Source organism: Candidatus Sororendozoicomonas aggregata (assembly GCF_031528575.1).
In the GTDB taxonomy this organism is placed as follows: domain Bacteria; phylum Pseudomonadota; class Gammaproteobacteria; order Pseudomonadales; family Endozoicomonadaceae; genus Endonucleibacter; species Endonucleibacter aggregata.
In genome coordinates, this window is record NZ_JAVLSP010000177.1 from 1 (window position 1) to 3,047 (window position 3,047).

The 3,047-nt window shown below is 44.3% G+C and carries 1 protein-coding gene; it reads right to left on the bottom strand.

Annotation, left to right across the window (positions count from 1 at the left end; all coding sequences use genetic code 11):
* Positions 1-347: 347 nt before the first annotated feature.
* Positions 348-2,453: a hypothetical protein gene (locus tag V4C51_RS17515; protein WP_330927462.1), complete on the bottom strand. Its 2,106-nt coding sequence runs from the start codon at positions 2,451-2,453 to the stop codon at positions 348-350.
* Positions 2,454-3,047: the final 594 nt, after the last annotated feature.

The window sequence follows — 3,047 nt, forward strand, 5'->3', positions numbered from 1 at the left end:
ATAGTGGTTCTATTTGCTAAAAATTTCCGACTTTTTAGACCAATTTGCTGCCACCGCAGTAGGGCAGTCTATTCTCGGACAGCCTCCTAGGGAATAAAATGAATAAAGAATACGGAAATCGTGTTGTTTAAAATGGTCAGTCTCAGAAACCAGGCAGGGGCGTCTGAGACTGACAGAAGCGAAAGTTACTCAACAGGCAGCCTGTGACTATCCGTCCGACAGGCTGCTAACAGATAGGACGCGCGGCGTTTTTCAGACCGTTATCAAGATACTCATCAACAGTCGATACCTTGGTATATTCCGCTTACGATTAAACGACGAAAGATTAATATTACAACTTAGCAATATTACAACTCACCAATTACAATGGGTTCCAAATTAAAAGGACTTTTATCAACCCGGTGATAGCCACACCTACGGAGCAAGGCTTTGCAGGGTTCGGTAACAGGAGAAACCAGCCACCTCAACTTACCTTCTGAATCTATTTTATCTTTGTGTTTGACCAGCATGACAACATAATAGGTCGCGAAGAGCCCTGCTGCGGTAGCGCCAACTGCTATCAGGCTTGTGGACAAAATAGCGCCGGTATTGTCAGTATCAGGAGAGTCAGTAATATCAGTAGAGTTGGTAATATCAGTGAAATTACCCATACTCGTAGAATTGGTAATATCAGTGAAATTACCGTAATAAGTAGTATTGCCAGAAGGCGTCGTATGGGGCTTATAACACGTCAGCTCATCACTCCCGTCACGGCAATCCCTATAACCATCGCAGGACACGTCACTACCAACCAGCTGACCATCGTCGCATTGAAAGCAAAGAGGATTCATACCGCTGGTGCGCTCATCACTGTGGTCATGGCAGTGACTGACACCATCACAGCGCCTTTGTGCCGGTATGACTTGCCCATCTTTACAGATATGTAACCTGGTGCCGGGGTTTCCTTTTTTATCACACAGCCCGGCCGTACCGTTAACCCACTGCCCCACATTTTCACAACATCCCAATGCTTGCTCATCACTCCCATCCTGGCAAGTGCTATTGCCATTGCAGGCCATGTCACTGCGAATCAACTGACTATTGTTACATCGAAAACAGGGAGGGTTCATACCGCCAGTGCGCTCATCACTCCCGTCAACGCAATTGTCAGCGCCATTACAGAGCAGGTCTCCGCGGGGAATCAGCGTACCATTGCCACATCGAAAACAGGGAGGATTGACACCGGTGGTGTGCTCATCACTAGAGTCCTCGCACTGATTAACACCATCACATCGCCATTGTGCCCGGATGACTTGCTCGTTTCGACAAACATAGAGTTTAGTGTCAGGATCTCCTCTTTTATCACACAACCGATCCGTAGCATTAACCCACTGCCTCGAATTTTCACAGCATATTCTTGGTGTCTCATCACTCCCGTCACTGCAGTCCTCGATGCCATTGCAGTACGATACAATGGGAATCAGCTCAAATAAATTTTTACAACGAAAACAGCTGGGATTGGGGTTGGCGGTGTGGTCATCACTAAAGTCAAAGCACTGATAAACATCATCACATTGCCATTGTGCCCGGATGACTTGCTGCCCGTCTTGACAAACATAGAATTTAGTGCCTGGGTCGCCTTTTTTATGACACAGCCTGGTAACAGGATCAACAGGGCCAGCACAGCATTTTGAGGCCTTTTCATCTCTCCCATAAACGCAATCATTACTGCCATCGCAGACTTGAGTATCACTAATCTTGGTACCATTTAAACAATCAAAGCCTGACACACCACAGGGCAGAGCCATCGTCAGTAAGCCAAAAGGGGAAACAAGGGAAGAAGCCAGGTGTGTCAGTGTACTTATCACACCAGAGAGTTTTGCTTGTTTGAACCAACTGTCAAACCAGGATTCCCCGCAGGATTCCCCGTAAGTTTCCCCGTAAGTTTCCCCGCTGCTCTCAGGCTGATCTAAGCCGATTTCAGCTAACGCTTGTTGATGCTTTTTGATACTGTTGGCTTTGTAGTCTAGAAAAACATTGATGTCCTTATCCTTATGCTGCTGGCTTTCTACCTTTTTTATCATCTCACCAATGGTCATATCGGGGTATGCCTTACACAGTTTCATCATGGTTTTCAGCAAGGGGCGCTCTGTAACCTGAGCGGGTTTTTCCGTTAGCATGTAATGAATAAAACTTTCAAGGGTAGGTGTTTGGTAATAGCGAATGGATAACAACTCGAATAAATGGAATAAAGGTGAATGGCTGAACTTGTTAAAAAAGCTTTCTTTACGGGTAAGGCCTTCTGCTTCTGCCAATATCATGGCTCGACAATACCCATAAAATTCTCGTGTCGTTTCGTCTTTTACCGCCTCCAGACGTTTTTCTAAATCGTTAGGACAATTAAGTATAATGGCGGTAGTACCTAAACGCGGGTTAGAATCAGAACCAGCGCAAACGGTTGAACTTACTGACACGGATAGCACCATGAAACAAATATAAAAAAATGTTAAATACATAACTGACATCTCATTTGAAACGCGTAATTGTCTAAAAATAGACTATTTTTTTGATTTAGCAGTCAATTAAAATCTGATAAATAGCTTTCAACAATGAGACAGATAGAATAAAAAATAATATAACCAACACATCAAAATATAAGACTTCCGTAAGAGTTATGAGCTAGAATCCACTGTTTTTTAGATCATTTATTTCAAATCATCCCAGTCGCTTTTTATAAAAAGCTGTTCATGATCCTTTGTGATAATCAATCCCCGTGGGAAGCGTTGCCTGTTTTTCGTTACGGTTGGCTCTTAATGGGGGTCTGGCAATGGGTACCTATCCGGTTTTCATCATTGGCGGTGGCAAGTCATATCAACTAGGAGTCTGGCGGACTTATGCTTTCGAGCATAAAGTTCAGTAGGGCGAGTCAGAATTTTCTGGATTTTAGGCCGAAATTGTTTTAGGTTCGACAGGCTCCTAGTGGTGCCAAGCTCTAATATCCATCCCCTCTATGCTACCAATGGCCGAGCTTTGTAAGTCCACTTAAATGGCTTGGCCAATCTGGTATT